The sequence below is a fragment of the Quadrisphaera granulorum genome (genome assembly GCF_003149145.1).
In the GTDB taxonomy this organism is placed as follows: Bacteria; Actinomycetota; Actinomycetes; order Actinomycetales; family Quadrisphaeraceae; genus Quadrisphaera; species Quadrisphaera granulorum.
Genome location: NZ_QGDQ01000058.1, coordinates 1 through 4,483, shown reverse-complemented (window position 1 = coordinate 4,483; position 4,483 = coordinate 1). Strand labels below are relative to the sequence as shown.

At 68.6% G+C, this 4,483-nt stretch carries 6 protein-coding genes and 2 pseudogenes; 4 read left to right on the top strand and 4 right to left on the bottom strand.

What is annotated here, in order from left to right:
* The first annotated feature begins 122 nt into the window (after nt 1-122).
* From BXY45_RS22525 to BXY45_RS22515, 3 genes and pseudogenes are all read left to right on the top strand, one after another.
* Nucleotides 123-479: a GNAT family N-acetyltransferase gene (locus BXY45_RS22525; RefSeq protein ID WP_170131697.1), complete on the top strand. Its 357-nt coding sequence runs from the start codon at nt 123-125 to the stop codon at nt 477-479.
* 78 nt (nt 480-557) lie between these two features.
* Nucleotides 558-908: a hypothetical protein gene (locus tag BXY45_RS22520; protein ID WP_146211346.1), complete on the top strand. Its 351-nt coding sequence runs from the start codon at nt 558-560 to the stop codon at nt 906-908.
* Nucleotides 909-1,077: 169 nt separating this feature from the next.
* Nucleotides 1,078-1,263, top strand: a pseudogene (locus tag BXY45_RS22515) (helix-turn-helix domain-containing protein); the annotation flags it as partial.
* Nucleotides 1,264-1,592: 329 nt separating this feature from the next.
* Here BXY45_RS22515 and BXY45_RS22510 read toward each other — a convergent pair.
* Nucleotides 1,593-2,219 carry a Fic family protein gene (locus BXY45_RS22510; RefSeq protein WP_109776772.1) on the bottom strand — a complete coding sequence of 209 codons (627 nt, stop codon included), beginning with the start codon at nt 2,217-2,219 and terminating at the stop codon, nt 1,593-1,595.
* The gene (locus tag BXY45_RS23650) at nt 2,219-2,374 is read right to left on the bottom strand and encodes a hypothetical protein (protein WP_170131696.1); all 156 of its coding nucleotides are present in this window, start codon (nt 2,372-2,374) and stop codon (nt 2,219-2,221) included. Before BXY45_RS23650 ends, BXY45_RS22510 begins: the two co-directional genes overlap by 1 nt.
* 426 nt (nt 2,375-2,800) lie before the next feature.
* Here BXY45_RS23650 and BXY45_RS24955 point away from each other — a divergent pair, with 426 nt between their 5' ends.
* Complete coding sequence (locus tag BXY45_RS24955; RefSeq protein WP_484283257.1) at nt 2,801-2,941, top strand: hypothetical protein; 141 nt, start codon at nt 2,801-2,803, stop codon at nt 2,939-2,941.
* 282 nt (nt 2,942-3,223) lie between these two features.
* On the opposite strand, the gene BXY45_RS22505 is transcribed toward BXY45_RS24955, so the two are convergent.
* Entirely contained in the window at nt 3,224-4,051 is an 828-nt protein-coding gene (locus tag BXY45_RS22505; protein ID WP_109776771.1) for a TrmH family RNA methyltransferase, read from the bottom strand.
* A 225-nt stretch (nt 4,052-4,276) separates the two neighbouring features.
* A pseudogene (locus BXY45_RS22500) lies at nt 4,277-4,483 on the bottom strand (methylmalonate-semialdehyde dehydrogenase (CoA acylating)); the annotation flags it as partial.

Sequence of the window (4,483 nt, the reverse complement as noted above, 5' to 3'; positions counted from 1 at the left end):
GAGGGGCGCAGGTCGCCGAGCCCGCCGCGCCGGTCGAGCAGCCGCTACCGGCAGCTGCCTAAACGATCTTCATCCACAGGTCTTGACAATTTCTCTTCACCGGGCCTGCGCTGACGTGGCCCTTGACGGTCTCCCAGCTTCGCCGCACGATCGCCACGCCGGGTCTGTTGGCCTACACCCTCATCGACAGCGACGCGGGGGACGAACCGCTCGGACACGTGGAGCTGGTCACCGTCCCGACCACAGGCACTGAGCCGCGGCTCGCCCGGGTCCTCCTAGCACCCGCCGTCCGGGGCCGCGGCTGGGCCGCCCGACTGGTTGCTCTGGCGCTGGAGGAAGCACGCGCCCAAGGCCTGAGGTCCCTCGCGCTGACCGTGATCGCCACCAACGAGGCGGCCATTCGTACCTACACGAAGCTGGGCTTCGTCATAGTCGACCACCCCCGTCCCGACGCCTTGGCGATGCGCCTGGACCTGTAGTCGCCGCCGCGCCCCTGGGGGCGGGAACGCCTAGCTGCCCTCCACATGTGTCTTGCTGAATGACCCGTCGGCAGGAGCTTGCGGCTGCCGGACGTTGACCATCACGAAGCGCTGCAGGCGCCGGAGAGCCTTCCGCAGAGCAACTCCGTGCTGACCTACGTTGACCGGAGACGTCCGGGCAGGCAGGAGCGGGAGATGGGCAGACGAGCTTGGGCGGCGAGGCTCGGTGCCGCAACCGTCACGGTCGCCGTCGGCGCCCTGTCGCTGCAGGCGCTGGAGTCTGGTGATGCGCCCGCCGATGGGTCGAGCTCATCGGTTGTGCAGGCTGGTGACTTCTGGTCGCCAGCCGAGAAGGAGCACGCCGACGCTCAGGCGAACCCCTGGACCGAACGTCACGACGGCACGGTGGGTCGCTCACCGAACGATTGAGCCGTCGGCGCTGCCGCAGAGGGACCGCCGACCGGCACGCAAGAGGCCCTCGTCGCCGCCACCGCCCTCGACGGCGATCATGTTCCGCGCGGGATCGTCTACCGAGGGCGTGTCGCTGCGGATCGACCTTCGGTCAGCGTGCCGATGACGATCCGCGAGTCTCACCGACGGCGAGCGGGCCGTGGCGCGACTCGTGGCGCGTGGGCTGCCCAACGCGGAGATCGCCGAGCAGCTCCATCTCGCGTACGGGACGGTCAAGAACGCGGTGTCGGTGCTCCTGCGCAAGCTCGGGCACTCGGATCGCACCTCGCTGGCGCTGCACCTCGCGAGCCAGGCGTGGGATGTCGACATGTGAATGCGCATCGAGATGCGCGACGTCCTCGTGTTGCGTGTCCGGTGCGACCGCTCTGCCCTCGTTCGCAGGAGCCACGACGCCGCCGCAGCCGCCGGGACAGCCGCGCCGTCTCCACCTCTCGCGGGCAGCGTGCCGCTGACCATCGTCTACCGGTCACCTCGCGCCGCTGAGGAAGATCGACGAGGGACGGCCCTCGACGAAAGGGCCCGTCCATGTCACCGGTCGTGGGAACTGGCCCCTCCAAGCCGCCTATTGCACGAGGAGCTGAGCGAGGACTAGGCACCCGTCCACAAGGTGGGAAGCGCCTACGGGGTGCCCCTGGCGGCGGCTCACTCGCCGAGCGGCTTGCAGCCGATGAGGCTGGCCAGTCCGGTGGGATCGCGGGTCCGGTCGTACTGCCGCAGGAGTGCGATGTAGTCGGCCTTGTCGACGTCCCAGTCGAACAGATCCGGTGACTCGGTGCCCTGGGCGGCGGCGAACACCAGATCAGCCAACAAGCGCGTCGTCCGCCCGTTTCCGTCTGTGAACGGGTGGATCCGGACGATCTCGGCGTGCACGGCCATGCCGAGCACCCGCGGTGTCCAGTCATCGGTGTGCTCCCAGCGGTAGGCGATCGAGTCCAACCCCTGCCGGACCTCAACGGCGACCAGTTCGGGAGCGACGCCGATGTTGATCTCGTGGCGGCGGTACGTGCCGGCCCACTGCCAGATGTCGTTGTAGAGCGAACGATGGAGATGGCGAAGGTAGGTGTCGCTGAGAAGTGACGAGACGCCCAGGTCGCCGGCGATGACGCTGCTCAGCTGTGTCTGCGTGAGGTCCTGCTGGATCGCTTGCTCGTAGTCGTAGATGTCGAGCAGTGTGACCGCCGAGCCGAGCAGTTCACGGACCTGCGGTTGTAGCCATCTCAGCTCCTCGTCCGGGACTGGCGTCTCGCCGTATCCCGGCTGCAGGGGCATCAGGAGGATCGACGTCGCTTGTCGAGGAGTTCGGTGATGCGGGGGGAGCGGACGAAGTCCGGCGGAAGGATGCGGTCCTCCAGCTTGGCGGAGGCCTTGGTGGAGCTAGCCGCAGACCGAGCGACCTTGCGCTCGTCAACTGTGTGGCGTTCCATGCGCTGCCGTCCCCTCCTAGACAGGACGAAGATACCGCTCGGGTCACCGCGTCCATCGAGGTCGTGCGGAAGCGCCCCACTAACTATCGCTGCCCGGTACGTGTCCGTCGATCGGCGACGCTGGAATGCTGGGGTCGTGATCGATGCGAGCGACCTGACTCTCAGCGAAGCGCAGCGTCGTGAGCTGATGATGTGGACGAGTTCATGCGTCACGCGGCTGCTGCCGGTTCGCATCCGACCGACCGCACGACGCGCATCTTCGTGAGGCTCTCGAGGGGGCGCAGTTGTTTGCCGCCGGACAGCTCAGAGTGGGGCAGATGCGCAAGCTCGCCTTCGGTTGCCACGCGGCCGCTCGAGAGAGAGGCTGGCGCGGCGCAGGCCATCGCCGTAGCGCGCGCGGTTGGTCAGGCAGTTGCGGTGGCGCACATGGCTGGGCGCAGTCGAGAGATCTCGCGCTACACCAAGAAAGCCTTGGCGGGTCCAGCTCTGAACGTTGCGTTGTCGTGGCAGCGTGAGCACGTTCCTGCTGCGTTCGCCTCGTACGTCTACGCCTCCGAAGCCCAGTAGCCCCCGCCCGCTGACCAGCCCGCCACTCTTCTGCGGGAGCGTGCCGCTGCGGATCTTCGTCCGGGAGGCACCCGCCGCCCAATGCACTGGACGCTGAGGGCTCTCCGGGCAGTCGAACGGGATAGCGACCGTCTGGCTGATGGCTACGACGGCTCAAACCATGCACCGCACACCTGCGCTGCAGCGGGCGGCCCATGCGCGGTGACGTCGACGACGCCGGCATCGGACATGACCTGCTCGCGCGTCCTCAGATCGCGCCCGGCCTTCAGCGGTGACGAGAGGTCAGGCCCCTGGGGAGGGCGTGCAGTCGCTCCCGAGAGCCCAGAAGGCGACGGCGCTGGCTGCGGCGACGTTGAGGGAGTCCACGCCGCCGTGCATGGGGATGCGGACGACGGTGTCGGCGGCGGCGACGCTGGCCGGGGTCAGCCCGGCGCCTTCGGTCCCGAGCAGGAGGGCGAGCTTGTCGGGGCGCTTGGCGGCGAAGTTCTGGAGGGGTACGGAGTCGTCGCTCAGAGCGAGGGCTGCGACGTGGAAGCCGGCGTCCTGGAGCTGGGTGATGCCGGCGGGCCAGGGCTCGATGCGGGTCCAGGGGACTTGGAAGACGGTGCCCATGCTGACGCGGACGCTGCGCCGATAGAGGGGGTCGGCGCAGCGCGGCGTCACCAGCACGGCGTCCACGCCGAGGCCAGCGGCTGACCGAAAGACGGCTCCGGTGTTCGTGTGATCGACAATGTCTTCGAGGACGACGACGGTGCGCGCCTCGCGCAGCAGCTCCGCGACTGGCGCCAGAGTCGGCCGGTGCATGGAGGCGATGGCCCCGCGATGCACATGGAAGCCCGTGATGGCTTCGAGCACCGGCTCCTCGGCGACGTAGACCTCGGCGCCCGATCGCTCGCAGGCGTCGGTGACGTCGGTGATGTCGGGCAGCCAGCGCGGTGCGACGAGCAGGGACCGCGGCCGGTGTCCGGCGGCGAGGGCTCGACGGATGACCTGGGTGGATTCGGCGATGAAAAGGCCCTCGGCGGGTTCGCGGACGCGGCGCAGAGCGACGTCGGTGAGGTCGGTGTAGTCGACCAGGCGCGGATCGTCGGGAGAGTCGAGGTGAATCACGGGTGCTCCGCAACTGCCGGCCGAGAGGCGATGGTCGGATCCGCTGCAGGAGCGGGCACGGCGACGCTACCCGTAGCGCGAACTCGCGCCCGGACAGTGCTTGCCCAGCAGCGGGAGCGGGGGTGGCCAACGCCCATGATCACGCCGGAGGGGGTGGCCAACTGCCCATGATCACGCCCAGAACTCCGTGATCATGGGCGTTGGCCACCCTCCCAGCAACTGCGCTCAGGCGTTGGTGGGGAAACCCAAATCGATGCCGACGCTGGCCTGGGTGGCGGCGGGGTCAGCCCACCGAGTGGTGATGACCTTGCCGCGGGTGAAGAAGTGCACGCCTTCGGTGCCGTGGGCGTGGGTGTCACCGAACAGGGAGTTCTTCCACCCCCCGAAGGAGTAGTACGCCATCGGCACCGGCACCGGCACGTTGATCCCGAT